General features: G+C 64.5%; 23 protein-coding genes. 8 read left to right on the forward strand and 15 right to left on the reverse strand.

The genetic code is table 11. The features are described 5' to 3' along the window. Positions 1 to 60 precede the first annotated feature (60 nt). A complete protein-coding gene (locus AKG11_RS01975) occupies positions 61 to 561 on the forward strand; it encodes a DUF2244 domain-containing protein (RefSeq protein WP_050742757.1) in 501 nt (166 codons plus the stop codon). Between the two features lie 125 nt (positions 562 to 686). Continuing rightward, positions 687 to 1,559 carry a methylated-DNA--[protein]-cysteine S-methyltransferase gene (locus tag AKG11_RS01980; RefSeq protein ID WP_050742758.1) on the forward strand — a complete coding sequence of 291 codons (873 nt, stop codon included), beginning with the start codon at positions 687 to 689 and terminating at the stop codon, positions 1,557 to 1,559. 184 nt (positions 1,560 to 1,743) lie between these two features. Here AKG11_RS01980 and AKG11_RS01985 read toward each other — a convergent pair whose 3' ends face one another. The 6 genes from AKG11_RS01985 to mepA form a co-directional block, all read right to left on the reverse strand. Next, positions 1,744 to 2,379, reverse strand: coding sequence for a 2,3-bisphosphoglycerate-dependent phosphoglycerate mutase (locus AKG11_RS01985; RefSeq protein WP_023514165.1), 636 nt, complete (start codon positions 2,377 to 2,379; stop codon positions 1,744 to 1,746). A 79-nt stretch (positions 2,380 to 2,458) separates the two neighbouring features. Next, on the reverse strand, positions 2,459 to 3,277 hold the full coding sequence (dapB, locus tag AKG11_RS01990) for a 4-hydroxy-tetrahydrodipicolinate reductase (protein ID WP_050742759.1): 819 nt from the start codon (positions 3,275 to 3,277) through the stop codon (positions 2,459 to 2,461). Positions 3,278 to 3,357: 80 nt separating this feature from the next. Beyond that, a complete protein-coding gene (locus AKG11_RS01995; RefSeq protein WP_023514163.1) occupies positions 3,358 to 5,154 on the reverse strand; it encodes an ABC transporter ATP-binding protein in 1,797 nt (598 codons plus the stop codon). Positions 5,155 to 5,284: 130 nt separating this feature from the next. Next, entirely contained in the window at positions 5,285 to 6,310 is a 1,026-nt protein-coding gene (locus AKG11_RS02000) for a glucokinase (protein ID WP_050742760.1), read from the reverse strand. Between the two features lie 50 nt (positions 6,311 to 6,360). Continuing rightward, complete coding sequence (locus tag AKG11_RS02005; RefSeq protein WP_050742761.1) at positions 6,361 to 6,741, reverse strand: methylglyoxal synthase; 381 nt, start codon at positions 6,739 to 6,741, stop codon at positions 6,361 to 6,363. A gap of 102 nt (positions 6,742 to 6,843) precedes the next feature. Further along, positions 6,844 to 7,899 (reverse strand): penicillin-insensitive murein endopeptidase, encoded by a 1,056-nt coding sequence (mepA, locus tag AKG11_RS02010; protein ID WP_050742762.1) that lies wholly within the window; start codon positions 7,897 to 7,899, stop codon positions 6,844 to 6,846. Between the two features lie 197 nt (positions 7,900 to 8,096). Between mepA and AKG11_RS02015 the strand changes: the two genes are divergently transcribed. The 5 genes from AKG11_RS02015 to AKG11_RS02035 all read left to right on the forward strand — a co-directional run bounded on the left by AKG11_RS02015 (position 8,097) and on the right by AKG11_RS02035 (position 14,980). Then, on the forward strand, positions 8,097 to 9,947 hold the full coding sequence (locus tag AKG11_RS02015; RefSeq protein ID WP_050742763.1) for an extracellular solute-binding protein: 1,851 nt from the start codon (positions 8,097 to 8,099) through the stop codon (positions 9,945 to 9,947). A gap of 153 nt (positions 9,948 to 10,100) precedes the next feature. Continuing rightward, complete coding sequence (locus AKG11_RS02020; RefSeq protein ID WP_024270981.1) at positions 10,101 to 11,177, forward strand: microcin C ABC transporter permease YejB; 1,077 nt, start codon at positions 10,101 to 10,103, stop codon at positions 11,175 to 11,177. After that, complete coding sequence (locus AKG11_RS02025) at positions 11,177 to 12,316, forward strand: ABC transporter permease (protein ID WP_023515701.1); 1,140 nt, start codon at positions 11,177 to 11,179, stop codon at positions 12,314 to 12,316. The genes AKG11_RS02020 and AKG11_RS02025 overlap by 1 nt, the downstream gene beginning before the upstream one ends. Then, on the forward strand, positions 12,313 to 13,947 hold the full coding sequence (locus AKG11_RS02030) for an ABC transporter ATP-binding protein (protein ID WP_050742764.1): 1,635 nt from the start codon (positions 12,313 to 12,315) through the stop codon (positions 13,945 to 13,947). The genes AKG11_RS02025 and AKG11_RS02030 overlap by 4 nt, the downstream gene beginning before the upstream one ends. A 73-nt stretch (positions 13,948 to 14,020) precedes the next feature. After that, on the forward strand, positions 14,021 to 14,980 hold the full coding sequence (locus AKG11_RS02035) for a 2-hydroxyacid dehydrogenase (RefSeq protein ID WP_050742765.1): 960 nt from the start codon (positions 14,021 to 14,023) through the stop codon (positions 14,978 to 14,980). A 27-nt stretch (positions 14,981 to 15,007) separates the two neighbouring features. On the opposite strand, the gene AKG11_RS02040 is transcribed toward AKG11_RS02035, so the two are convergent. The 3 genes from AKG11_RS02040 to AKG11_RS02050 form a co-directional block, all read right to left on the reverse strand. After that, positions 15,008 to 15,862, reverse strand: coding sequence for a C40 family peptidase (locus tag AKG11_RS02040; RefSeq protein ID WP_050742766.1), 855 nt, complete (start codon positions 15,860 to 15,862; stop codon positions 15,008 to 15,010). Positions 15,863 to 15,885: 23 nt separating this feature from the next. Beyond that, a complete protein-coding gene (locus tag AKG11_RS02045) occupies positions 15,886 to 16,236 on the reverse strand; it encodes a MarR family transcriptional regulator (protein WP_023515697.1) in 351 nt (116 codons plus the stop codon). A 67-nt stretch (positions 16,237 to 16,303) separates the two neighbouring features. After that, positions 16,304 to 17,695 (reverse strand): leucyl aminopeptidase family protein, encoded by a 1,392-nt coding sequence (locus AKG11_RS02050; protein WP_050742767.1) that lies wholly within the window; start codon positions 17,693 to 17,695, stop codon positions 16,304 to 16,306. A 135-nt stretch (positions 17,696 to 17,830) separates the two neighbouring features. Between AKG11_RS02050 and AKG11_RS02055 the strand changes: the two genes are divergently transcribed. Then, on the forward strand, positions 17,831 to 18,646 hold the full coding sequence (locus AKG11_RS02055; protein ID WP_023515695.1) for a tetratricopeptide repeat protein: 816 nt from the start codon (positions 17,831 to 17,833) through the stop codon (positions 18,644 to 18,646). A gap of 143 nt (positions 18,647 to 18,789) precedes the next feature. Here the strand turns inward: AKG11_RS02055 and AKG11_RS02060 are convergent, their stop codons facing one another. The 6 genes from AKG11_RS02060 to AKG11_RS02085 all read right to left on the reverse strand — a co-directional run bounded on the left by AKG11_RS02060 (position 18,790) and on the right by AKG11_RS02085 (position 25,890). After that, positions 18,790 to 19,773 carry a type II secretion system F family protein gene (locus AKG11_RS02060; protein ID WP_023515694.1) on the reverse strand — a complete coding sequence of 328 codons (984 nt, stop codon included), beginning with the start codon at positions 19,771 to 19,773 and terminating at the stop codon, positions 18,790 to 18,792. A gap of 11 nt (positions 19,774 to 19,784) precedes the next feature. Beyond that, entirely contained in the window at positions 19,785 to 20,795 is a 1,011-nt protein-coding gene (locus tag AKG11_RS02065) for a type II secretion system F family protein (protein WP_024270980.1), read from the reverse strand. Between the two features lie 9 nt (positions 20,796 to 20,804). Continuing rightward, positions 20,805 to 22,277 (reverse strand): CpaF family protein, encoded by a 1,473-nt coding sequence (locus tag AKG11_RS02070; protein ID WP_023514250.1) that lies wholly within the window; start codon positions 22,275 to 22,277, stop codon positions 20,805 to 20,807. A 36-nt stretch (positions 22,278 to 22,313) separates the two neighbouring features. Next, complete coding sequence (locus AKG11_RS02075) at positions 22,314 to 23,597, reverse strand: AAA family ATPase (protein ID WP_037408222.1); 1,284 nt, start codon at positions 23,595 to 23,597, stop codon at positions 22,314 to 22,316. 62 nt (positions 23,598 to 23,659) lie between these two features. Further along, the gene (locus AKG11_RS02080) at positions 23,660 to 24,376 is read right to left on the reverse strand and encodes a CpaD family pilus assembly protein (RefSeq protein WP_023514252.1); all 717 of its coding nucleotides are present in this window, start codon (positions 24,374 to 24,376) and stop codon (positions 23,660 to 23,662) included. 11 nt (positions 24,377 to 24,387) lie between these two features. Further along, positions 24,388 to 25,890 (reverse strand): type II and III secretion system protein family protein, encoded by a 1,503-nt coding sequence (locus tag AKG11_RS02085; protein WP_081870667.1) that lies wholly within the window; start codon positions 25,888 to 25,890, stop codon positions 24,388 to 24,390. Positions 25,891 to 25,914: the final 24 nt, after the last annotated feature.

Here is a 25,914-nt window from a genome sequence, read left to right on the forward strand (position 1 = left end):
CGCATGCCGTCCGGCAAAACCGCTACACAGTTCCGCGCGACTTGCTTATAGTCATGCCCCATGACGCAAGGCAACGCCGACCTCACGATGAACGACCTGCCGGTCTTTTCCGCCGAACTGCACCCCTACCGGTCGCTCGGGCGCAACGGCCACCGCATCTTCTTCATCATCGCCGGCGCACTCAGCTTCGCCCACATGGCCGTTTTCATGATCTCCGGCGCCTGGCCGGTTGTCCTGTTCTTCGGCCTCGACTTTCTCGTGCTCTTCGGCGCCTTCTGGCTGAACAACCGGGCGGCGAAGGCCCGCGAAGTGGTCTCGCTCTCGCGCACCAACATCTCGATCCGCAAGATAAGCCCGTCAGGCCGCGAGACCGAACATGCCTTCAATCCGCTCTGGGCGCGCTTCCTCGTCTCGCGCAAGGCGAAGATCGGCATCACCGCGATGCATGTGCGCGGCAACGGCCGCGAGACAGACGTCGGCACCTTCCTGCCGCTCGACGACCGCGAGCGTTTTGCCTCGGCCTTTTCCGGCGCGCTCGCCCGCGTCAAGCGCGGCTACTGACCATAACGTTCCAACCGGTTGCAGGCGCAAACCGCCCGCATGTCTTCACTCCAGTCGTCTGGTCGCAGGAATCGGGTGGCGGGCACGCCAAGGGCGTGCTTTTCTGGCGATACAGGAGAAGAACGATGAACATTGCCGCAAGCCTGCAGACCGACATCACGCCCGAGGGCGACGACTATTCGACCGTGCGCCGGGTCATCGAGCTCATTACCGAGGATTACCGCGAACAGCCGGGCCTCGAGGAGATCGCCGGCCGGCTCGACCAGTCGCCGACGCAGCTGCAGAAGACCTTTACCCGCTGGGCCGGCCTTTCGCCAAAGGCCTTCCTGCAAGCGGTGACGCTCGACCATGCCAAGCGACTGCTCCGCCAGGAGGAGCTTCCGCTGCTGGAGACGAGTTTCGAGGTCGGTCTTTCCGGCCCCGGCCGCCTGCACGACCTCTTCGTCACGCATGAGGCGATGTCGCCGGGCGAATGGAAGGCGCGCGGCGCTGGTCTGACAATCCGCTACGGCCTGCACGCCTCGCCCTTCGGCGGAGCGCTCGTCATGATCACCGATCGCGGTCTTGCCGGCCTTGCCTTCACCGACGAGGCCGACGGCATGGACGCCTTCGAGGACATGTCCTCGCGCTGGCCGAATGCGCACTATGTGGAAGATTGCGAAGCGACCGCCGCCTATGCGGAACGCATCTTCGATCCGAAGCGCTGGGATCCGAAGGCGCCGCTCCGCGTCGTGCTGATCGGCTCGGATTTCCAGGTGCGCGTCTGGGAAGCCTTGCTGCGCATCCCGATGGGCTGCGCCGTCACCTATTCGTCGATCGCCGAAAAGCTCGGCCAGCCGACCGCCTCACGCGCCGTCGGCGCCGCCGTCGGCCGCAACCCCATCTCCTTCGTCGTGCCCTGCCACCGGGCACTCGGCAAGAGCGGGGCGCTGACGGGCTACCACTGGGGCCTGACGCGCAAGCGCGCAATGCTCGGCTGGGAATCGGGCAAGGCCTGAATGGCGGAGCGACTGCCCCTCATCCCGCTGCCGCGACCTTCTCCCGCAAGCGGGGAGAAGGGGTATGACGCACCCTCTTCTTTAATGTTCCAAGGCTTGGCCACGTGTCCCTTCTCCCCGCTTGCGGGGAGAAGGTGCCGGTAGGCGGATGAGGGGCTTGGGCCACACCCGCTTGGGTTAGCGCTCAATGCGCGCCGGACATGTCTCCGAGCACGTCCTTCGACTTCACCGTCGAATCCGCGTTCAGCACGTAGACCATCGGCACACCGGTGGCGAGGTTGAGCTTCAGGATCTCTTCCTTGGAAAGCTTGTCGAGCACCATCACCAGCGAACGCAGCGAGTTGCCGTGCGCGGCGACGAGCACCTTTTCACCGCGCAGCACGCGGGGCAGGATTTCCGTGAGGTAGTAAGGCCAGACGCGGGCGCCGGTGTCGCGCAGGCTCTCGCCGCCCGGCGGCGGCACGTCATAGGAACGGCGCCAGATATGCACCTGCTCCTCACCCCATTTTTCGCGCGCATCGTCCTTGTTGAGGCCAGACAGGTCGCCATAGTCGCGCTCGTTCAGCGCCTGGTCGCGAATCGTTTCCAGACCCTGCTGGCCGATCTCGTCGAGGATGAGCGACAGCGTCTTCTGGGCGCGGGTAAGATCGGACGTGAACGCGATATCGAACTTGATGCCCGTCTCGGCAATCGCCTTGCCGCCGGCCTTGGCTTCCTCGATGCCAAGTGCCGTCAGGTCCGGATCGCGCCAGCCGGTGAAGAGGTTCTTCAGGTTCCATTCGCTCTGGCCGTGGCGAACGAGGACGAGGGTTCCGCTCATATGTCTGTCTCCTGGGGGTTAGCAACGCTTCGAAACGTGGATACCGGCGTCCGGAACGATGCGAAAACGAAAGAAAGGATCAGTTGAGCCCGAGCACGTCGAGCATGGAATAGAGGCCGGGCTTCCTGTCACGCGCCCAGAGCGCCGCCTGCACGGCGCCGCGTGCGAAGATCGCGCGATCCGTCGCGCTGTGCGACAGGGTCACGATCTCGCCCTCGCCGGCCAGCATCACCGAATGCTCGCCGATGACCGAGCCGCCGCGGAGCGTGGCAAAGCCGATCGAGCCGGCGGGGCGCGGGCCGGTGTGGCCATCGCGCACACGCACCGAATGGTCGGCAAGCGCGATGCCGCGTCCCTTGGCGGCGGCATCGCCGAGCAGCAGCGCGGTGCCCGAGGGCGCATCGACCTTGTGCTTGTGGTGCATTTCCAGCACCTCGATGTCCCAGTCGGCAGGGCCGAGCGCTCGTGCAGCCGTTTCGGTGAGCACGCCGAGCAGGTTGACGCCGAGGCTCATATTGCCCGACTTGACAATGCGGGCGTGGCGAGCGGCGGCCTTGATCTTCTCGTCGTCGGCCGGCGAGCAACCGGTCGTGCCGACGACATGCACGATGCGCGCCTGCGCGGCGAGGCCGGCAAATTCGATCGTTGCGGCGGGCGCCGTGAAATCCAGAACGCCCTCTGCCGCGACGAAGGCTTCAAGCGGCTTGTCGGTGACGGGAACGCCGATCGGCCCCAGGCCGGCCAGTTCCCCCGCATCACGGCCGACGAAGGGCGAGCCTTCGCGCTCGACCGCCGCAAAGACCTCGGCCCCCTCGATCGCATGGATCGTGCGGATCAGCGTCTGGCCCATGCGGCCCGCAGCCCCCACGACGACCAGCTTCATTGCGTTGCCGCTCATGTCCCGTTCCGTCCCTTCTGCGAAGTGCCGGCGCACTCCGGTTTCCTGTCTTTCCGCACGGTCGCCCGCCGTAGAGCCACCTATTTGCCCGTGCTGCCGGCGGCGGGCGCCTGGAGGCTGTTGAGACGAGCGTAGAGACCGTTCTCCCGGCTCGCAAGCGCCTCATGCGTGCCCTCTTCGGCAACCGTGCCGGCCTGCATCACGATGATCTTGTCCGCCCGCACGACGGTGGAGAGCCGGTGCGCGATGACGACGACGGTACGCCCGCTCATCGCCTCGTCGAGCGCCTTCTGCACGGCCTGCTCGGATTCCGTATCGAGCGCCGAGGTCGCCTCGTCGAGCAGGAGAATCGGCGCACCCCGCACCAGCGCGCGGGCGATCGACAGCCGCTGGCGCTGGCCGCCGGACAACGTCACGCCGTTCTCGCCGACGGGCGTGTCATAGCCGAGCGGCTGGGCGAGGATGAAGTCATGCGCATAGGCATGGCGCGCCGCCTCCTCGATCTCCGCATCCGTCGCATCGGGGCGGCCATAGCGGATATTGTCGCGGATCGTGCCCTCGAAGAGATAAGGCTGCTGCGAGACGTAGGCGATGGCGTTGCGCAGCGACTGTTTCGTCACATGGGCGATGTCCTGCCCGTCGATGAGGATCTCCCCCACTTCCGGATCGTAGAAGCGCGGAATGAGGTTGATGACCGTCGACTTGCCGGCGCCGGACGGCCCGACAAGCGCCGTCGTGCGGCCGCCCTCGGCGGTGAAGCTGACATCCTTGAGGATCGCCTCGTTTTCCGAATAGCCGAAACGCACGCCCCGGAAGGTGATCGTGGCATTGGAAACGGCGAGCGGCTTTGCATCCGGCCGGTCGGCCTGCCGAGGCTTCAGGTCGAGCACCTCGTAGATCATGCGCGCATTGACGACCGCGCGCTCCAGCGAGACCTGCAGGCGGGCGAGGCGCTTTGCCGGGTCGTAGGCCATCAGCAGCGCCGTGACGAAGGAGAAGAAGGCGCCCGGCAGCACGCCGCCGTAGATCGAGCGGTAGGCCGCATAGGCGAGCACGCCGGCAATCGCTGCACCCGCAAAGGTTTCGGTCATCGGCGCGGTGCGCTCGGTCAACCGCGCGATGCGGTTGGAGCGGCTTTCGGCCCTCTCGATGATGCCCTCGACCTTGGTCTTCAGCTGCGCCTCCATGGTGAAGGCCTTGACGATGGCGATGCCCTGGATCGTCTCCTGCATGGCGCCGAGCACATGGCTGTTGAGCTCGACGGATTCGCGCGTGGCGCTGCGCAGGCGCCTAGAAACGTAGCGCAGGCCGATCAGGAGCGGCGGGGCGACGACGAAGACGATCAGCGTCAGCAGCCAGTCCTTGGAGATCATCACGCCGATGAGGGCGACGAGCGTCAGGAAATCACGCGCGACCGAGGTCACCGTCATGTTCAGGACGTCGCGGATGCCGGTAACGTTCTGGCTGATCTGGGCGGCGAGATAGGCCGAGCGCGATTCGTTGAAGTAGCCGACGCTCAGCGCCATCAGGTGCGAGTAGAGCCGCCGCTGGTAGCGGGCGACGATATTGTTGCCGATCTTCGACAGGATGACAGCCTGGTAGTAGGTGGCAAAGCCGCGCAGCACGAAGGCGATGAAGATCGAGCCGCAGATGAGGGCGACGAGGTCGGCGCGCTTGTTCGCGAAGGCCTCGTTGACCACCGATTCCATGATCCAGGCGGTAAAGCCCGTCGTACCGGCAACGATGGCGAGGCAGAGGATGGCCAGGACATAGCCGCGGACGTGCTCGCGGCCGTTTTCGGCGATGATGCGCTTGAGCACGGTGGCGACGGTGTCGGAGCTGACGTGTGGGCGCTCGGTTCGACTCTTATCGGCCAATAAACTGACTTTCCTGCACGATCCTGCACGATCCTGCGGCACCGGGAGGATGTGCCGCGCTGGACCCGCTCTATAGGGGCTCGGTCCCTCTTTGGCGAGTCCGCGGCGCAGCGAAGCGCCGGCGGAGGCTTCACCTTTTCCAGTGGCGTCCCTCGGTTGCAACACCAAAGCGGTCGGGCATGCGCGCAAAGGCGGCAAGACCGGCAAGGGCTGCGACCGGATGGGTGACCACATAGGTCGGGATCGTCTTCAGAAGCGCGCTGTGCGGCGCCTTGTCCTCGAAAGCGGCGCGGAACTCCGGTCCACGCAGCGCCGGCAGGATCTTCTGCGAGATGCCGCCGGCGAGGAACACGCCGCCCTTGGCCATGAAGATCATCGCCATGTCACCGGCGACGCGGCCGAGATAGGTGGAAAACAGCGAGACGGTCTCGATCGCCGCGCGATCCTCCTGCGCCAGCGCCCTGGACGTGACGTCTGCCGGGGTTTCGAGCGGAGCATCGACGCCGTCGGCCGCCGAGACGGCGCGGTAGATGTTCATGATGCCGCGGCCGCACAGGAGCTGCTCGGCGGAAATGCGGCCTTCGATGGGCTCGAGAAAGGGCCAGATCTGGTGGTCGCGCTCGCTGCGCGGGCCGACATCGACATGGCCGCCCTCTCCCGGCACCGGGATCCAGCTGTGGCGCGCATAGACGAGCCCGGCAACGCCGAGCCCCGTGCCGGGACCGAGTACGACACGTGAGGCGGCCTGCCGCTCGACGCCGGGGCCGATCTTCTCGCGGTCCCCCTCACCGAGCGAGGCGATGGCAAGCGCCTGCGCCTCGAAATCGTTGACGAGCAGCACGTCGTCGAAGCCGAGATTGGCGATCATGTCGCGCGGGCGCACCACCCAGGGGCAATTGGTCAGCGGCACTTCGTCGCCCTCGATGGGGCCTGCAAGCGCCAGAATGGCCGAACGCGGCTGCACCGAACTCGTGTCGAGGATGCATTGCTGGAGCGCGTCGTCGATATTCTTGAAATTGGCCGTCTGGACGATCGGAAACTGCTTCGGCTCGGCGAAGGCATCGACCAGCAACGCAAAACGCGCATTGGTGCCGCCGATATCCCCGATCAGGATGGGAAAGGGGAAGTTCGTTTCGGTATCGTTCGGCCGCACCATCAGGCTGTCCCGTTCATTTCGCGTGGAGGTCGTTTCCGGTGAACGTGCCGTCAAACGGCGGCAAAGTCGAGCAGATGTTCCGCCGTCGCACGGTTCAGCGCCGTCGGAATGTCGTAGACGATGGCGAGCCGCATCAGCGCCTTGACATCGACGTCGTGCGGCATGGGGGTCAATGGATCGACGAAGAAGATGAGCAGATCGACCTCGCCCGTCGCGATCAGCGCACCGATCTGCTGATCGCCGCCGAGCGGGCCGCTCTTGAGACGGGTGACGTCGAGACCCGGGCAAGCCTCCAGCACCCTGCCGCCCGTCGTACCGGTTGCGACGATTTTCGCCTGCGCCAGCACCCTCTCGTTCTGCAGCGCAAAGGCTGCCATGTCGTCCTTCTTTTCGTCATGCGCGATGAGCGCGATGCATTTCTGGCGCGACATGGGCGTTCCCTGCGATTTTAAATCGATTTGAACGCCTTATACAAAAGCGGCGGCGGGTTGAAAAGCCCGACCCGACACGCCCCTTATCCGCCTGCCGGCACCTTACTGAAGCGGCCGCGGGATCGGGATCGGCACGATGGCCGGAAGCATCGTGTCGGCGGCGATCACCGATTCGATCGTGCGGCCGGCGCTCTCGCCACCGCCGGAGAAGGCGAGTGCGGTGGAGGAAACGCCGCCATTGCCTCGATAGGTCACCTCCTGCTCGGAGGTCGGTGAAGCGCTGGCCAGCACCGTGCTGCAGGCATTCGGCAGGTCGGAGAGCTTGACATAGCGTGGCTTGACGGGCTTGGCGTCCTTCTTCGGCGTCGGCTTTGCCCACGGCTCCTTGGTGAACCACCAGGCGAGCGACTGGTCGCAGCCATCGCCGGCCGGAACGCGCGCCTGCGGCTTGCAGCCGGCAGCCCCTTCCGGGCATTTGATGCGGATATGGAAGTGCTCGTCATGGCCGTAGATCGGCCGCACCTTGCCGAGCAGGGAACGATCGCCCTGCCAGGTCTCGCACAGCTTCTTCTTGATGGCCGGATTGACGAAGACGCGATCGACCTGCGGGTAGCTTGCCGCCTTCATGACGAGGCGGGCATGGGTCGAGGTCCAGCGACGCGAATCGACCGTCAGGAACTTGCTCTTGTCGAGCATGGAGGTGAAGGGCAGCTTTTCACGCTCTTCGGCCGAAAGCCGTTGGTCCGGCATGGGCGTGAACCAGATGTCGGCATCCAGCCCGACCTGGTGGGAGGCATGGCCCGACAGCATCGGCCCGCCGCGCGGCTGGGAGATATCGCCAAGCAGCAGTCCCGGCCAGCCGAGCTTCTGCGCATCCTGCGAAAACTGCTCGATGAGCGCAATCATGTCGGGATGACCCCAGCGCCGGTTGCGCGACAGGCGCATGGCCTGCCAGGACGGGCCGTCCGTCGGGATCGCCACTGCACCGGCGATGCAGCCCTTGGCATAGGAACCATAGGGGCTCGCCGCCATCTTGGCCGGCAGGCGCTTTGCGCCGAACAGTTCCTTGGCCGGCCGCTCCTCGGCGGCAAGCGGCCCGGCAAGCGCGGTCAGCGCAAGGCCGGCGGCGAGGAGGCAGGTGGTCAATCGGGAAAGCATGGAATGCACAGGCGTCGTCCGGTCTGAAAATCGCAATCGCTGACGAAAGGTTAAAGGATCATCCTTTCGCGGAAGTGAATCGTTGCCCGGAATAGGCACGCCAAAAACCGCCGCTTTCATGGCAGGCCTGTCATTTGCCCGGATTTTGCCTATTCTCTGGTTCACGCTTCGGCAAACGAAACGAAAGGGATTTTGGCATGCAGGCAGCCTCCGGGAAAATCGTGTTCACCATCGCCCTCGCCCTGTCGCTGGCGGCCGCGACCGGTGCAAGGGCCCAGGAGGCAAAGGAGCCCGTCTGGCGCACGGGTATCTCGACGATCGGCGAATTGAAGCGTCCGAACGGCTTTGAACGCTTCGACTATGTCAATCCGGATGCGCCGAAGGGCGGCGAGCTGAAAATGTCCGAAACCGGCACATTCGACACCTTCAATCCCGTTCTCTCGAAGGGCGAGGCTGCGACAGGCGTCACCTCCCTCGTCTTCGACACGTTGCTGAAATCCGCCGACGACGAGATCACCGCCTCCTACGGCCTGCTCGCCGAGGCGGTCTCCTATCCTGACGACATCGCCTACACCACCTTCCGCCTGCGCCCGGAGGCGAAGTGGGCCGATGGCCAGCCGGTAACGCCCGAGGACGTGATCTTCTCCTTCGACAAGTCGAAGGAACACAATCCGCTTCTTTCCAACTACTACCGCCATGTGGTTTCCGCGGAAAAGACCGGCGAGCGCGATGTCACCTTCCGCTTCGACGAGAAGAACAACAAGGAGCTTCCCAACATTCTCGGCCAGTTCCCGATCGTGCCGAAGCACTGGTGGGAAGGAACCGACGCCAAGGGCAACAAGCGCGATATCAGCCGCACGACCCTGGAGCCGGTCATGGGCTCGGGCCCCTACAGGATCGCATCCTTCCAGGCAGGTGGCTCGATCCGCTTCGAACTGCGCGACGACTATTGGGCCAAGGACCTCAACGTGAATGTCGGCCAGAACAATTTCGGCGTGATCAGCTATACGTTCTTCGGCGACCGGAATGTCGAGTTCGAGGCCTTTCGCGCCGGCAATGTCGACTTCTATCGCGACAACAGCTCCAGCCACTGGATGACGGCCTATGATTTTCCAGCCGTGAAGGATGGCCGCATCGTGCGCGAGGAGATCGAAAATCCGCTGCGCGCCGTCGGCATCATGCAGGCCTACGTGCCGAACCTGCGCCGGGAACGGTTCAAGGACCAGCGTGTGCGCGAGGCACTGAACTACGCCTATGATTTCGAGACGCTCAACCGCAATCTCTCCTTCGGCAGGCTCAACCGCATCGACAGCTACTTTTGGGGCACCGAGCTTGCCTCCTCCGGCCTGCCGGAAGGGCGCGAAAAGGAGATCCTCGAAGAGCTGAAGGACAAGGTCCCCGCTTCCGTCTTCACCACGCCCTACACCAATCCCGTCGCCGGCGACCCGAAGAAAACGCGCGAGAACCTGCGCAAGGCCATGACGCTCTTCAAGGAGGCGGGTTACGAGCTCAAGAACCGGAAGATGACGAACATCAAGACGGGCGAGCCGTTCGGCATCGAGATCCTGCTCTCCAACCCCTCGCAGGAACGCACGGTCCTGCCCTACGTCAAGAGCCTCAACGACATCGGCATCGACGCCCGCATCCGCACGGTGGACGCCTCGCAATACACCAACCGCGTGCGTGCCTTCGACTATGACATGATCTATGGCATCTGGGCGCAGACGCTGGTGCCGGGCAACGAGCAGAGCGACTACTGGGGCTCTGCCTCCGTCGACCGGCAGGGCTCGAAAAACTATGCCGGCATCGCCGATCCCGCGATCGACGAGCTGATCCGCCGCATCATCTTCGCACCGAACCGTGCGGAGCTCGTGGCGACGACCCATGCGCTCGACCGCGTCCTGCTCGCCCATCACTATCTGGTGCCGATGTTCTATTCGAAATCCCAACAGGTCGCCTATTGGAACCACCTCGCCCGCCCGGCGGAGCTGCCCTATTACAGCCTTGGTTTCCCGGATGTCTGGTGGTCGAAGAATGCCGTGAAATGAGCCGGGGCTTGCGCCATGCGGCGTCCTCGGCTCCATATAGCGATGACGAATCACCGCCGCGGACAGCGGCGGCAGAACGGAAGGGTTGGGCTTGACCGACTGGACTGCGCCAAAACAAGAAGACGGACGACAGGCTGCGATGGGTAGCTGCTGATGGGCGCGTATATCCTTCGCCGCCTCCTGCTGATGATCCCGACGATCTTCGGCATCATGGCGATTTCCTTCGCGATCGTGCAGTTCGCCCCGGGCGGCCCTGTCGAGCAGGTGATTTCCGACCTCACCAGCCAGAGTTCCGGCGACCGCCTCTCCGGCAGCGGCGGCGACCTGCAGAATATCGGTCAGGACAGCGCCTATCGCGGTGCACGCGGCCTCGATCCGGAATTCATCGCCAAGCTGGAGAAGCAGTTCGGTTTCGACAAGCCGCCGCTCGAACGCTTCTTCACCATGATGTGGGACTATCTGCGCTTCGATTTCGGCGAGAGCTTCTTCCGCAACACCTCGGTGATCGATCTGATCGCCCAGAAGATGCCGGTCTCCATCTCGCTCGGCGTGTGGATTCTCGTCTTCTCCTATGCCATCTCCATTCCGCTCGGCATCCACAAGGCCGTGAAGGACGGTTCGGCCTTCGACGTCTGGACCTCGGGCATTATCATCGTCGGTTACGCCGTGCCGAGCTTCCTCTTCGGCATCCTCCTGATCGTGGTCTTTGCCGGCGGCTCGTTCCTCGACTGGTTCCCGTTGCGCGGCATCGTCTCGGACAATTTCGACAGCCTCGCCTGGTGGCAGAAGCCGCTCGATTACATGTGGCACATGACGCTGCCGCTGATCACGCTGTTGCTCTCCGCCTTCGCCACGACGACGCTTCTGACGAAGAATTCGTTCATCGACGAGATCAAGAAGCAATACGTCACCACCGCGCGCGCCAAGGGCCTGACCGAGCGGCAAGTGCTCTACGGCCACGTCTTCCGCAATGCCATGCTGATCATCATCGCCGGCTTTCCGGGAGCCTTCATCTCGGCCTTCTTCACCGGCTCGCTGCTCATCGAATACATCTTCTCGCTCGATGGCCTCGGTCGCCTCGGCTATGATTCCATCGTCCGGCGCGACTATCCGATCGTCTTCGCGACGCTCTTCATCTTCTCGCTGATGGGTCTCCTCGTCAGCCTCGTCTCCGACCTCATCTATACCTGGGTCGATCCGCGCATCGATTTCGAGCGGAGGGACGTGTGATGAGCGCCGTCACGGAAACAGCACCGGTCGCCCCGCCGAAGAAGGGCCTGTTGAACCCGACGAACCTGCGTCGCTGGGAGAATTTCAAGGCGAACCGCCGCGGCTACTGGTCGCTGTGGATCTTCCTCGTCATCTTCGTGCTCAGCCTGTTCGCCGAGTTCATCGCCAACGACCGGCCGGTCCTCGCCTCCTATAAGGGCGAGATCCTCGTTCCCGTCCTTGTCGACTATCCGGAGGAGAAGTTCGGCGGGTTCCTCGCCGAGACGGACTATCGCTCGGATTTCATCACGGAAGAGATCAACGCCAACGGCTGGATGATCTGGCCGCCGATCCGCTATTCCTACAACACGACGAACTCCAACATCCCCCATTCCGCGCCGACGAAACCCTTCTGGCTGATGTCCGGCGAGGAGCGCTGCGCCGGTTATCCAGGTGGCGCCGGCGACCCGAACTGTACGCTCGCCAACCTCAACTGGCTCGGCACCGACGATCAGGCGCGCGACGTGCTCGCCCGCGTCATCTACGGTTTCCGCATCTCCGTGCTGTTCGGCCTGGCTCTCACCATCGCCTCAGCCATCGTCGGCGTGACGGCCGGTGCGGTGCAGGGCTATTTCGGCGGCTGGACGGACCTTCTGATGCAGCGCTTCATCGAGATCTGGTCCTCGATGCCGGTGCTCTATATCCTGCTCATCATCGCCGCGATCCTGCCGCCCGGCTTCTGGATCCTGCTCGGCATCATGCTGCTCTTCTCCTGGGTCGGCTTCGTCGGCGTGGTGCGCGCGGAGTTCCTGCGCGCCCGCAACTTCGAATATGTGCGGGCCGCCCGCGCGCTCGGCGTCGGCAATGCGACGATCATGTACCGGCACCTCCTGCCGAACGCGATGGTGGCGACGCTGACCTTCCTGCCCTTCATTCTGTCGGGGTCGATCACAACGCTCACCTCGCTCGACTTCCTGGGCTTCGGCATGCCGCCGGGTTCACCCTCGCTCGGTGAACTGGTCGCGCAGGGCAAAAACAATCTCCAGGCGCCGTGGCTCGGCCTGACCGCCTTCGTCGTCATGTCCCTCATGCTGTCGCTGCTGATCTTCGTCGGCGAAGCGACGCGTGACGCCTTTGATCCGAGGAAGACCTTCCGGTGAGCGCTCCCGAACCCCTCCTGTCCGTCCGAGACCTCTCCGTCGCCTTCCACCAGGGTGGCAACACTTCGCTTGCCGTCGACCGCGTTTCCTTCGACATCCGTCGCGGCGAGGTCGTGGCGCTTGTCGGCGAGTCCGGCTCCGGCAAGTCCGTGACCGCCAATTCGATCCTGAAGCTGCTGCCCTACCCGGCCGCCAGCCACCCCTCGGGCGAGATCCATTTCAACGGCGAGAACCTGCTGAAGGCCGACGATGCCGCGCTGCGCGCGGTGCGCGGCAACGACATCACGATGATCTTCCAGGAGCCGATGACCTCGCTCAATCCGCTGCACTCCATCGAGCGGCAGATCGGCGAGATCCTGAAGCTGCACCAGGAGATCGAAGGCCCGGCCGCCCGCGCAAAAACGCTCGAGCTGCTCAACCAGGTCGGCATCCGCGAGCCGGAAAAGCGCCTCGCCGCCTATCCACATGAGCTTTCCGGCGGCCAGCGCCAGCGCGTGATGATCGCCATGGCGCTCGCCAATCGCCCGGAGCTGCTGATCGCCGACGAGCCGACCACCGCGCTCGACGTCACCGTCCAGGCGCAGATCCTGGAACTCCTGAAATCGCTGAAGGTCGAGCACGGCATGTCCATGCTCTTCATCACCCACGACCTCGGCATCGTCCGAAAATTCGCCGATCGGGTCTGCGTGATGACCAAGGGCAGGATCGTCGAGACCGGCCCCGTCGAGGAGATCTTCTCCAACCCGCAGCACGCCTATACCCGCCACCTGCTCGCCGCCGAGCCGAAGGGCGAGCCCCGCCCGGGCGACGATAGCCAGCCCGTCGTCATCGAGGCGGAGGACGTCAAGGTCTGGTTCCCGATCAAGGCGGGCTTCCTGCGCCGAGTCGTCGATCACGTAAAGGCGGTCGACGGCATCGACGTCACGCTGCGTGCCGGCCACACGCTCGGCGTGGTGGGCGAGTCCGGTTCCGGCAAGACGACGCTTGGCCTCGCGCTGACGCGGCTCATCGCCTCGAAGGGCCGCATCGCCTTTGCCGGACAGGATATTGCCGGACACTCCTTCAGCGAGATGCGCCCCCTGCGCCGCCGCATGCAGATCGTCTTCCAGGATCCTTTCGGCTCGCTCTCGCCGCGCATGTCGGTCGCCGATATCGTTGCAGAGGGCCTGAAGGTTCACGAACCCTCGCTTTCCGAGGCCGAGCGCGACCACCGCGTCGCCTTCGCGCTGGAGGAGACCGGCCTCGACCCGGCCACCCGCTGGCGTTACCCGCACGAATTCTCCGGCGGCCAGCGCCAGCGCATCGCGATCGCCCGCGCCATGGTGCTGAAGCCGGAATTCGTCATGCTCGACGAGCCGACCTCGGCGCTCGACATGAGCGTGCAGGCGCAGGTGGTGGAGCTCCTGCGTGACCTGCAGGCAAAACACAATCTCGCCTATCTCTTCATCAGCCATGACCTCAAGGTCGTGCGCGCGCTCGCCAACGACATCATTGTCATGCGCGGCGGGCAGGTGGTGGAAAAGGGACCGGCGAAGGATATCATCGAACGGCCAAGCGAGGCCTATACCAGGGCGCTGATGGCCGCCGCCTTCAATCTCGAAGCGGTCCGCAACGAAAGCATCCGTCAGTAGAACCTTTGTTTTTACGCATTGTCCGACGCCGAAGCGATTTTGCTTCGGCTGAAATGCTTCAGCAGGAACCAGCATGCAGACGACAAGCCCCGTCATCATCGATCTGAAATTCGACCAGGAACAGGTCGCCACTGCGCTGAAAGGCGCCTTTGCGGACCGCGAGGTGATCAACCTCCAGCATCCGGCAAACCGCAACCGCGACCTCTCCGGCATCGACTATGCCGTGGTCTGGAAGCCCGGCGCCGATCTCTTTTCGCGGGCGAAGGACCTGAAGGTGGTGTTTTCCGGCGGCGCGGGCGTCGATCATGTGCTGACGCTGCCAGGCCTGCCCGCGGTGCCGCTCGTGCGCTTCGTCGACGAGACGCTGACGACGCGCATGAGCGAGTGGGTGGTCATGCAATGCCTCCTGCATCTGCGCCAGCACCAGGCCTATGAGGCACAGCGGGAAAAGCGCGTCTGGCGCGAACTCGCTCAGCCGGAAGCGAAGGACATGACGATCGGCATCATGGGCTTCGGCGTTCTCGGGCAGGATTCCGCCGCCAAGCTGAAGACGCTCGGCTTCAACGTCATCGGCTGGTCGAAGAGCGGCCGCAAGATCGACGGCTTCGAGATCTTCGACGAGGCCGGGCTCGACACCTTCCTCGGCAGGACCGACATCCTCGTCGGCCTGCTGCCGCTGACACCGGAGACGAAGGGCATCTACAATACCGGGCTCTTCACCCGCCTCAGCCGCAAGGGACCGTTCGGCGCGCCGGTCTTCATCAATGCTGGCCGCGGCGGCAGCCAGGTGGAGGCCGATATCGTCGCTTCCCTCAACGACGGCACGCTGCACGGCGCCTCGTTGGATGTCTTCCAGCAGGAGCCGCTGCCGCTCGAAAGCCCGTTCTGGGCGATGGACAAGGTGTTCATGACGCCGCACGCCTCGGCGGCATCGGATGTCGCAGCACTCTTCCGCCATGTCGCAACACAGATCGAACGGCTTGAAAGCGGGAAACCGCTGGAGCATCTGGTTGATCGCAGCGCAGGGTATTGAGGCCCGCCGAAGCCGGCCCGATATGCGTCAGGGCCGGCGGTAGCCGGTCGGCTGCTCGTAGAGCCAGCCGATGCGCTCGATGGCTGCATCCAGCCCCTCACGCGCCACGCTCATCGTGTGGCCGTTGGCGTGGATGATGGTCGCGTCGTCTTCCATGATCGCGACATGGCCCTTCCAGAAGACGAGGTCGCCGCGACGAAGCGCGGCACGCTCGATCGGCGCGCCGAGGCCGGCGGCCTGCATGTCGCTGTCGCGCGGCGCGGTGCGGCCCGTCATCATCATCGAAAGCTGCACCAGGGCGGAGCAGTCGAGGCCGAAGCCCGAGCGGCCGCCCCACAGATAGGGCGTCTCAAGGAAACGTCCGGCGATGGCGACATAGTCGTCCCCCGCCCTCTCCCCGACGGCAAGGCAGTGGCTGGCAACGACAGACTGACCGCTTGCGAGCGTGAGATAGCGGGTACCGCGCGTTTCGCTTTCCCCGACTGCCGTTATCCGGCTACCGATCGACAGGGCAAAGGCAGCGGGTGTGCGCAGGTCCGGCCCGGAATAGGCAAAGGTGCGTGGCACGGCGACGACATGGGTCGCCGCAGGCGCGTCCGCATCGAGCGCCATCTCCGGTAAATACCCGACATATCCGTCGAAATCGGATTTCACCCAGGCCCAGCCTTCCGCCCGGTCGAGCACGCGCACGCCTTCACCGAAGAGGAGTTCCGTATCAATGCCGGCGGCGGCATCCGGCCGGGGACGCAGCGCGACGACGGGCTGCACCACGAGGGCCGGCGTACCCGTGACATAGTGTTCGGCCGGAACGGTGCCGCGCAGCGCTTCCTCGGCAAGATCCGGGCGGAAGGCGTTGAGGCGGCGGTCGGGAAGGGCGTTCATGGATCTGGTCTCGCGGTGCCGGTTCAGGGGGTCTGTGCTCGGCCCCGGGCGATGATGAGGTCGCCGAGGCGTTCGAGATAGAGCGCACCATCCACGGTGCGCTTGATGATGACATTGCGGCGATCGCGGTCGTCGCGCATGCGGGTAACGAGGCCCTGCTCGCCCATCGTGTCGAGCGCGCGGGTAATCACCGGCTTGGTGACGCCAAGCTTCGCCGCCAGCCCCCGCACCGTATGCGGCGGGGGCACCAGATAGATTTCCAGCAGGATCGCCAGCTGGCGCAATGTCAGGTCGCGCCCGTCCTCATGGACCTGTTGCAGCGTCACCTCGTGCCAGAGGCCGAGCGCCTGCGATGGGGTCAGATCTAGCGGCACGGCGTCTCCGGGCACGACGGCATTTTCGTTACGATACCGTATCGTTTCCCGGAAGAAAAGCCGTGGCTCAGGCCGCCGCCTTGCGCAGGTGATGATAGAGCGCGCGGATGGCCTGCGCCTCGCCGCCGACAGGCGAATGCGGCCGCTCGGCCTGTGCCCAGCCATAGATGTCGAAATGCGCCCAATGCTTGTTGCGGGTGACGAAGCGCTTGAGGAACAGCGCCGCGGTGATCGACCCCGCCATCCCGCCGGCGGGAGCGTTGGTGAGATCGGCGATGCGGGCGGAGACGTCCTTGTCGTAGCCCATATAGAGCGGCATGCGCCACATCGGATCATCCACCGTCAGGCTCGCCTCGGTGAGGTCGTGAGCAAGGTCCTCGTCGTCGGTGAAGAAGGGCGGCAGGTCGGGGCCGAGCGCGACACGGGCGGCGCCCGTCAGCGTCGCCATGTCGACGATGAGGTCGGCCTCGGCCTCGTCGGCATAGGCAAGCGCGTCGGCAAGGATCAGCCGGCCCTCGGCGTCGGTGTTGTCGATCTGCACGGTGAGGCCCTTGCGGCTCTTGTAGATATCGCCAGGGCGGAAGGCGTTGGCCGAGATCGAATTCTCGACGACCGGCAGGAGCACGCGCAGGTCCACCTTCAGCTTGGCGTCCATGATCATCAGGGCAAGGCCCATGACATTGGCCGCGCCGCCCATGTCCTTCTTCATCAGCAGCATGGACGCGGCCGGCTTGATGTCGAGGCCGCCGGTATCGAAGCACACGCCCTTGCCGACCAGCGTCACGCGCTTGTGGCCCTTCTTGCCCCAGGTGAGCTCGAGCAGACGCGGGGCCTGTGCGGAGGCGCGGCCGACCGTGTGGATGAGCGGGAAATTCTCCTTGAGGAGATCATCCCCCGTGATGACAGAGACCTTGGCCTTGTAATGCTCGCCGAGCGCGCGAAAAACGTCTTCCAGCGCTTCCGGGCCCATGTCGTTGGTCGGCGTGTTGATGAGGTCGCGGGCAAGGAAGACACCGGCGAGCTGACGCTTGATGTCTGTCGCGTCAGCATCGCTCGGGATGAGCAAGGTCGGGGCTTCCGAGGCGGAGGCCTTGTAGCGCTCGAAACGGTAACTGCCGAGGCCGTAGCCGAGCGCCAGGCGATTGGCCGTCAGCGGAGCGGTCTCGATATGCCAGTCGCCGGCCGGCAGCGCACGGGCGAGCTTGCCCGTCAGGAAGGGTGCGTCGGACGGATTCTTGCCGAGGCCGAACAGGGCGCCGCCGAGATGGCCGTCCGCCGTCGGCACCATCAGCAACGCCCCGGACTCCGCCTTGAAACCGGCCTTCTTCGCCCAGTCCAGCGCGATGGGATCGATCGTGCCCGTCTCGATATGGGCCGGGGTGATCGCGAAGATCGGCAGCGTCTTGCCGTTCTTGGTGTTGAAGGGAGAGGGCCGGTCGATGTACTGGAAGGGGGCCATGGCGGAACCTTTGGGCAGGGCTTGAGAATCAGGCGATTAACACTCTGTTAGGGTTAACAGATTATTGCTGGAGCGGAGATTGCGGCGTGATTCCTTGACCGCCGCGACCTGCGGAAATCGCTTCGGGGACTTGTCATGGCCGCTTCGCTCACACGTTTGTCATTCCGTTCCGGGCTTCTGAGAGGCGCAGCCCTCGTCGTCATCGCCACTGCAATGGCGGGTTGTGCGGGCAAGAGCAACCTCACGACCGGCTCCATTCCGAAAATGTCGAAGCCGGTTTCCGAGATGAATGCGACGGAACTGCGGGGGGCCGCCGAGACGATCGGCCGGGCCTACGAGAAGAACCCGAAGGACCGCACGGTCGGCATAAACTATGCCAATGTACTGCGCATGAACGGACGCAACGATCAGGCGCTCGCCGTCATGCAGCAAGTCGCCATCAACAATCCGAGCGACCGCGACGTGCTCGCCGCCTACGGCAAGGCACAGGCCGCCGCCGGCCAACTCGAACAGGCGCTGAACACGATCCTGCGCGCGCAGACACCGGACCGGCCGGACTGGCGGCTGAAATCGGCCGAAGGCGCGATCCTCGACCAGCTCGGCCGTGCCGGCGAGGCACGCGGGCGTTATCGCGAGGCGCTCGACATCAATCCGAACGAACCTTCGGTCCTGTCCAATCTCGGCATGTCCTACCTCCTGGCAAAAGACCTGAAGACCGCGGAAACCTACCTGCGCTCCGCCGCCTCGCAGCCCGGTGCCGACAGCGGCGTGCGCCAGAACCTGGCGCTGGCTGTCGGCCTCCAGGGCCGCTTCCAGGAGGCCGAGACCATCGCCCGCCGCGAGCTGACTACCGAACAAGCCGAGGCGAATGTCGCCTATCTGCGCTCGATGATGACCCAGCAGAACGCCTGGAAGAAGCTCGCTGCCGACGACAGCGGCAACACCAACTGATCTCCTCGAACGGGATGCGCCCACGGACGCAAAACCGCCGCACAGTTTTGTTGCAATAGCCTTGATACTTGCTCCCAAGCACGACCTCGCCCCGGCCGACATCTCGACCGGGGCTTTTTTTGATCTGGGCTCCGTCCGTCTTTCTAGAAGCGATCGGCGACCTGGATGCCGGCGGGGCCGAGGATGACGGCGACGAGCACGGGCAGGAAGAACAGGATCATCGGCACAGTGAGCTTCGGCGGCAGGGCAGCGGCCTTCTTTTCCGCCTCGTTCATGCGCTGGTCGCGGCATTCCTGGGCGAGGACACGCAACGCCTGGGCAAGCGGCGTGCCGTAGCGCTCGGCCTGGATGAGGGCCTGCGTCACGGATTTCACCGTATCGAGGCCAGTGCGTACGCCGAGGTTTTCATAAGCCGCGCGGCGTTCCTGGAGGAAAGAGAGCTCGGCCGTGGTCAGCACCAGTTCCTCGGCCAGTTCCGGCGAGGCCATGGCGATTTCATCGGCCACGCGCCTGAAGGCGACCTCGATGGAAATACCGGACTCGACGCAGATCAGCATGAGGTCGAGCGCATCCGGCCAGGCCCGCTTGATGGACAGCTGGCGCTTCGACACGCGGTTGGAGATGTAGAGATTGGGCAGGTAGAAGCCGATATAGGCCGCGACGACTGTCGCCAGGATACGCATCGGCAACGGCTTTTCGCCAAGGAAGCCGAGGAAGAAAATGTAGAAGATGGCGACAGCGGCGACGACGAAGGGCAGCACGAAGCGCGCAAAGAGGAAGACATTGAGCGCGTTCTGCGAGCGGTAGCCGGCCTGACGCAGGCGGTTCATCGTGTTGGCGTCGACCAGCGCCTCACGCAGGTTGAGCCGCTCGACGACCTGGCGGACGGGAGCGTTGTGCTGGGCGCGCAGCGAGGCCTTGCTCTGGCTGGCTTCAGCGCTCATGCGGGCACGTTCGCGCGCGCGCATCTGCTCGCGCTCCAGTGCCACGGACTTCATGCGCTTGTCGAGGTCGCCGCGGTCGAGATAGGGCGCAGCAAGCGTGTAGACGGTCGCGAGCACCGCAATCATCACGAAGGCCGGCAGCAGCACGGCCGGATCGGTAAGGGTGGTGACTAATCCCGACATGCCCCTGCCCCTCAGATATCGAAGTTGATCATGTTGCGCATCACGAAAATGCCGATGGACATCCAGACGGCCGAAATGCCGAGAATGAGATGGCCGCGCGAATCCTGGAACAGGATCATGATGTAGTCGGGTGAGGTCAGGTAGACGAGGAAGGCGACGATGAACGGCAGGGCGCCGATGATGGCGGCCGAGGCCTTCGCCTCCATCGACAGCGCGCTCACCTTGGCTTTCATCTTGCGCCGTTCGCGCAGGACGCGGGAGAGGTTGCCGAGCGCTTCGGACAGGTTGCCGCCGGCCTGGCTCTGGATCGCGATGACGATGGCGAAGAAGTTGACTTCCTGCAGCGGAATATTGGTGAACATGCGCGCGCAGGCTTCCGACACGCTGAGGCCCACCTGCTGCGCTTCGACCAGCCGGCGGAATTCGGTGCGCACCGGCTCCTGGCCTTCGGCCGCGATCAGGCGCAGCGCGTCGGTCAGCGGCAGGCCGGACTTGATCGAACGCGTCATCACGTCGAGCGAATTGGGAAACTCCTCAAGGAATTTGTTGAGGCGCCGCTTGACGAGATAGCCGACGACCCAGCGCGGCAGGCCGGCACCGGCGATGAAGGCCGCACCCAGGCTGAGGAGCAGGCCGGAGCCCGCAATGAAGGCGAGCAGGAAGATGAAGATGCCGGCGGCGACGCTGAGAAGGTAGAACTGCGTCATGCTGATCGAAAGCCCAGCCTGGACCAGCTTGGCCTTGAGGGTGGTGGCAATGCGCTTGGTCTGCTCCTGCTGCTTCTTTTCCAGGTCCTTCAGCGAATCCTGCACCGACTTGCGGCGCTTGGACAGTTCCTGCATGCGGTCGCGCGCCGCCTTGGCCTTGCCCTGGTCGGTTTCGGCAGCCTGGACGCGGCGCACGCGGCTTTCCGTCTTCTTCGCCGCCTCGATGCGCGAGAAGAGCAGGCCATAGGCAAGCCCCGCGGTGGAAAGGGCCGCAAGGGCGAAGATCGCAACGATGGTGATATCCAGTCCGAACATCCCTGCCCCTTACGGCTTTTCCATCGCGTCGAGCGTTGCCGCCAGGCGCTTGTCCTCGTTGAAATAGCGGGCGCGATCCCAGAAATGCGGCTTGCCGATGCCCGTTCCGGTGTGCTTGCCGATCAGGCGGCCATTGGCATCCTCGCCCTGGATATCGAAGCGCATCAGGTCCTGCGTGACGATGACGTCGCCTTCCATGCCCACCACCTCGGTGATGTGGGTGATGCGGCGCGAACCGTCGCGCAGGCGCGAGGCCTGGATGATGATATCGATCGAACCGGCGATGATCTCGCGCACGGTCTTGGCTGGCAGCGTGTAACCGCCCATGGCGATCATCGATTCCATACGGGAGAGGCATTCGCGCGGCGTGTTGGCGTGGATCGTGCCCATCGAACCATCGTGGCCGGTGTTCATGGCCTGGAGGAGGTCGAAGACCTCCGGGCCACGCACTTCGCCGACGATGATGCGTTCAGGCCGCATGCGCAGGCAGTTCTTGATGAGGTCGCGCATGGTGATCTCGCCCTCGCCCTCGATGTTCGGCGGGCGGGTTTCGAGACGCACCACATGCGGCTGCTGGAGCTGGAGTTCGGCCGAGTCCTCGCAGGTGATGACGCGTTCATCGCGATCGATGTAGTTCGTCAGGCAGTTGAGCAGCGTCGTCTTGCCCGAGCCGGTACCACCGGAGATGACGAGGTTGCAGCGCACGCGACCGATGATCTGCAGCAACGTCGCGCCTTCGAGCGTGATCGAGCCGAACTTGACGAGCTGGTCGAGCGTCAGCTTGTCCTTCTTGAACTTACGGATGGTGAGCGCGGTGCCGTCGATGGCAAGGGGCGGGGCGATGACGTTGACGCGCGAACCGTCCGGCAGGCGCGCGTCGCAAATCGGGCTCGATTCGTCGACACGACGGCCGACCTGGCTGACGATGCGCTGGCAGATCGACAGGAGCTGGGCATTGTCGCGGAAGCGGATCTCCGATTCCTGCACCTTGCCGGCGACTTCGATATAGGTCTTGCCCGCGCCGTTCACCATGATGTCGGCAATGTCGTCACGCGCGAGCAGCGGCTCCAGCGGACCATAGCCCAGAACATCGTTGCAGATGTCGTCGAGCAGTTCCTCCTGCTCGGAGATCGACATCGCGAAATTCTTGATGGTGATGATGTCGTTGACGATGTCGCGAATTTCCTCGCGCGCGCTCTCGGTATCGAGCTTGGCGAGCTGCGACAGGTCGATCGTGTCGATGAGCGCGGAGAAAACCTGGCTCTTCGTGTCGTAGTAATCTTCCGTGCGCGGCGCGCGGCGGCGGGCGGCAGCAGCCGGTGCAGGTACCGGGGCGGGGGCCGGCTCGAAGACGGGTTGCGGCGGCGCGGCCATGGCCGGGCGCTCTGCCGTCACCGTCGTGACGGCAGCCGGCGTGGCCTGGACCGCCTGGCCCGCCGCCCCGCTCTTGCCGAAACCTTCATTGCCGCGTTTGCCGAACATGCCACTTCATCCAGTCTGTTGCGCCGCCCGTCGGGCCTATTTCTTGCCGAGCAGGCCGAGCAGATTGCCAAGGCCTGCCTTCTTGGGTTTCTTGATCGTCGCGCGGCCCGTCACGAGATGGGCGATCTGCGAGAATGTCTCCGCCGTCGGTGACTTGCGGTCCATCTCCGCGATCATGCGGCCGCTGTTGGCGGCGGTGCCGAAGAGCTGCGCATCGAAGGGGATGACCGCGACCGGTTGGATGCCGAGCGGCTCGCAGAAATCGGCTGTGGCGATCTCCGGCCGCTTCGGCAGACCGACCTGGTTGAGGATCAGGTGCGGCGGCTTGTCGTTCGGTCGAAGCTTCTTCAGGGCATCGAGCATGTTCTTGGTGTTGCGCAGATTGGCGAGATCCGGCACCGCCGTGATCACCAGCTCGTCGACCTCCGAGAGCAGCGTGCGTGTCCATTCCGACCAGGCATGCGGCACGTCGAGCACGGTTACCGGGGCACTGCGCTGCAACACCTCGATGATCGGCTGGAAAGAGCCGCGCTCCAGGTCATAGGCACGGTCGAGCATGGAGGGAGCGGCGAGCAGCGACAGGCGCTCCGAGCATTTCGTCAACAGGCGATCGAGGAACACTTCGTCCAGCCGGTCCGGTGCGTAGATCGCTTCGGAAATGCCCTGCGGCGGATCCTGATCGAAATCGATATTGGCCGTCCCATAGGGCAGGTCGAGATCGGCGAGGATCACTTCCGTCTGGAAGAGGCTCGAAATGTCGAAGGCGCAATTGTGCGCGATCGTCGACGCCCCCACCCCGCCCTTGGCGCCGATGAAGGCGATGGTGCGACCGAGCGGCTCGGCGTCCGGATCGACGAAGATTGCCGACATGGCGTTGAGGATGTCGGCCATGCCGACCGGGCCGACCATATACTCGGAAATACCGTTGCGGATGAGGTCGCGATAAAGCGGAATATCGTTGTAGCTGCCGACGATGATGACCTTGGTGCTGGGATCGCAGACCTCGGCAAGCGGGGCGAGCTCGTCCATGATGCCGCGCGGTTCCGTCGAGGTCTCGAGGATAAGCAGGTTCGGCGTCGGGGCCGAGCCGAACATATTGGCCGCCGCCGCAATGCTGGCGCTGGAAACCTTGAGGCTCACCTTGGCCATACGCCGGTCCTGGCCGCACCGCTCCATGGTGCGCAGCATGGCCTCGCTTTCGCAGAAGGCATGAACCGAGATGCGCGGCAGCGGGCGAACGCCCTCCAGTTCGGTGGAGCGGACCGTCTCTTCCGCCTCAAATGCGTCCGCGCGCTCGATGGTGTAGTCTACTGTGCTCATCGTCATGCCCGTTCCTGGTGTCCGGCGGACCGGATGGATATGTGCCTGGCCCTAGCCGGCGATTACAGCAGCGGCTGGCCGAACTCGCGATAGTCCTGAATCACCACGTTGCGCTGCTCGGCGTCGATCGGGGTCATGCCACGCGGCTGCACGAGATCCATCGGATTGGCGATCTGGGCGGCCAGATTGGCCTGCGATGCACAGCCGAAGTTCTGGTAGTTCTTGTTTTCCATCGTGTTGACGACAAGGTCTTCCGGCCATTGACCGCAGGGGCCCGTCTGCGCGGTGATGGCGAAGAAGGCAAGCCGGATCGGCGCGTTGGCGCCGTAGCCGCTCGCATCGTAGCTCGTCTCGATCAGCTGGTCGCGCTTCAGGCCCGCTCCCGTCAGCGTGGTGCGGATATCCTTGCGCAGATAGTTGGCCGTTGCCGCATTGGCCGAGCCGCGCGGCAGCATGATCTGCACGGCACTGCGTGACTTCGCGGCATGGTCGGCGGCAAAACCGCGAATGTTGTCGCGCATGGCCATCGTCAGCGAACGGTCGCCGGTGGCGATCGGGATGTCCATCGTCTGTGCGGATTCGGCCAGCACGATCGGGTGGCGCGTGCGGTAGTCGTCCGGGATCGACGCCGTCGTGGAGCGATCCGGTCGCGCACCGCAGCTGGCGAGCACGGTGGCGGACAGGATGAGGGTCGCCGCGAACACGGCGCGCATCGGCAGGGGCTGGTGCATGGTGCGGTTCCTCGCGGAAAGCCAAGTCTTGCTGGTCGTGTCGCGCATGTCCCGTCCCGTCACTTGTAGATGAAGCCGATGGAGCCGTGGTAGTTGCCCGCCGGCATGGCGTCTTCCTTGCGGCCGTAAACCTTGTTCACCTTGCCGAGGAAGAAGCTCGCCGCATCGTTGGTCGCGTTGAAATTGTCATCAGGACGCTGGAGCGCGCTGCGCGCGACAGGCCGCACGAGATAAGGCGTGGCGATGATGACCATTTCCGTCTCGTTGCGCACGAAGTCCTTGGAGCGGAACAGCGTGCCGAAAATCGGGATCTTCGAAAGACCCGGCAGGCCGGAAACCGCCTGGCGAATATCGTCCTTGACGAGGCCGGCAATGACGATCGAGCCGCCAGACGGCAGTTCAACGCTCGTCGTGGCCTCGCGGCGCCGGATGCCGAGCACCGTCATGCCGGGAATGCTGTGGACGCCGCCATAGGTTGCCGAGCCCTCGAAGGTCGGTTCGGATACCTCCGTCTCGACACGCAGGCTGATACGGCCGGGCGAGAGCACGACCGGGCGGAAGTTCAAGCGGATGCCGTATTCGACCTCGGTGAGGCTGCGGGTGACCGTAGGGGGTTTGCTTTCGTCGCCACCGTCGATCGTCTGTTCCGTCGGGAGACGGAAATCACCGCCGACATAGAAGCGCGCCTCTTCGCCCGAGATCGCCGTCAGGCTCGGTTCGGCAAGGGTTCTCATCACGCCGGCCTGTTCCATGGCGCTCATGCTGCTGGCAAGAGCAAGGCCGCCGATCGTGCCGGAGGCTGCGCCGTTGGAAACCCAGTCCGCCGCACCACCGAGATTGGTCGGATTGCGGAAGGAGATGCCGCCGTTCGATCCCTTGACAGAACCGTTGAAACCAAGCTGCTTGAGCACCTGGCGGCTGACTTCCGCCACGGTGATCTTCAGCGTCACCTGGTCCTCGCCGTCGATCTTGAGCATGTTGACGACCTGCGAACGCTGGCGCACTTCGCCGAAGATCGCTGCATCGCCGTTGTTGCCCTGAGCCGTGATGTTGCGGGTCGTTGCTTCACCGCCCCTCAGGAAGATCTCGGCAAGACGCGTCGCCTGGGCGGCGTCCTGCGGGGTCCGCACCGTGCCGTTGAGCACGATGTTGTCCGAGATGATCTCGACCTGGATGTCGGAGTCCGGGATGAAGCGGCGCAGGTTCGCCTGCAGGCCATCGATGTCACGCTCGACGGTAAGATCGATGCTGACAATCTCCTCGCCGCCCGGTCCGAAGATGAAGATGTTGGTCTGGCCCACTTCCTTGCCGAACAGATAGATGCGGCGTGACGTACGCGTGACGGCATCCGCCTTGCCCGGGTCGGCGACGAGGATGTCGTGCGCGTCTGTCGGAAGGTCGACCACGATCGCCTTGTTGAGGCCCAGCTTGACAGCCTTGCGGGCACCGGGCCCGGCATCGTTGATGCGGATGACGGAGGCCGTCGCCGCCTCGGCGACACGTGCCGGCGTGCCGGTCAACACGATCTCCGGCAGGCCGGAAAGCGCCAGGCAGAGGCTCATTCCACCGGCGACAGAAGCCCGAAA

The organism is Shinella sp. SUS2 (assembly GCF_001262505.1).
Classification (GTDB): domain Bacteria; phylum Pseudomonadota; class Alphaproteobacteria; order Rhizobiales; family Rhizobiaceae; genus Shinella.